The organism is Protofrankia sp. Cj3, from assembly GCF_917627355.1.
Lineage (GTDB): Bacteria > Actinomycetota > Actinomycetes > Frankiales > Frankiaceae > Protofrankia.
Genome location: NZ_CAKJTR010000031.1, coordinates 1 through 1,356 on the forward strand (window position 1 = coordinate 1; position 1,356 = coordinate 1,356).

Consider the following 1,356-nt stretch of genomic DNA (forward strand, 5'->3'; position numbering starts at 1 on the left):
CACCGTGACCTCGTGCCGCAGCACGAGTAGCTCGATGTTCTTGGGCGCCGATGAACGGCCGAGGAGGACCAGTCAGCCGCACACCCGCACGAAGATCAGATAGGGCAGGCGGATCGACATAGCTGACCATCATCCCGCCGGCTCGGTAGGGCCGCATCTCCCCAGCTCACAGGCCCAGGCCGACTTCTGGCACCCCACAGGGTCGAGGCATCCCGAAGGACACGGACGCCGCGGACGAGGAGGTCACAGACACGGACGTCGCGGAGAAGGCGTCTGGCGGGGTGGGGCGGCGGCGGGGGAAGAGGAAGCGGGGCAAGCAGCCTGGCGAGGACGGGCTGACCCTGGCCTGGCGGGAGGTTCCGGACCGGGTCGAGAGGCATTTCCCGGTCGGGGACTGCTCCTGCGGCGCCGGGATCGCCGACGGCACGGTCGCCGGGGTCGCCCGCTCGCATCAGTCCCACGACGTCGCCCGCGTCGAGTTCGCTGTGACCCAGCACGACCTGTACCGGGTCGTGTGCGGCTGCGGGCTGCGTCATGTAGCGGCCCGGCCTGCCGAGGTGCTCGACGCGTCGGTGTCCTACGGCCCGGAGATCCGGGCGATCGCGCTGTACCTGCTCGTGCGCCCGCACATACCGGTCGAGCGGATCTGTGAGCTGCTCTTCGAGGTCTACCAGGTTGAGGTGTCCACCGGCTGGGTGCACGGCCTGCTCGCCGCCGGGTCGGAGGCGGTCGACCCGGCGGTGCGGGAGATCGAGGAGCGGATCGCGGCCGAGAAGGTCGTCGGCTTCGACGAGACACCCATGAAGATCGGACCGAAGGGGCGGACACGGTACGTGCTCTCGGTGTCGACCGGGCTGTTCACGTTGTTCATGCTGGGACGGCGTGACCTGGTCAGCTTCGAGCTGTTCCTGCTCGCCCGGATGCTGGGTGTCGTCGTGCACGACCGCTACGGCCTGTACGACCACGTGACGTTCAACGGCTTCCTGCACCAGCTCTGTGTCGCGCACATCCTGCGGGACGTGCGGGACGTGATCGAGACCTACCCAGACGCGGCGTGGGCGCCGCAGGTCGCCCGGTCGCTCACGGGGCTGGTCCACCAGGCCAGCCTTGCTCGCCTCGCCGGGCTTGCCGGGGTCCCGGCCGCGCTGCGCGACCCGTTGATCGAGGAGTTCCGTTCCGGGGTGAAGGTCGGCCTTTCTGAGATCGTTCCCGCGCCGAAGGGCCGTAAGCAGCCGGTCGGTCGCTGCCTACTCGAGTGCCTCGACGCCCGCGAGCAGGATGTGCTGCGTTTCGTGTTCGACCTGGACGTCTGGGCGACGAACAATCAGTCCGAGCGCGACCTACGGCCGTTCAAAA

The 1,356-nt window shown here is 68.9% G+C and carries 1 protein-coding gene; it reads left to right on the plus strand.

The annotated features are described in order from the left end of the window. Positions 1–281: 281 nt before the first annotated feature. Positions 282–1,356, plus strand: a 1,075-nt coding sequence (locus tag MJ783_RS06470; RefSeq protein ID WP_239309138.1) for a transposase, incomplete at its 3' end; no start/stop codon positions are given.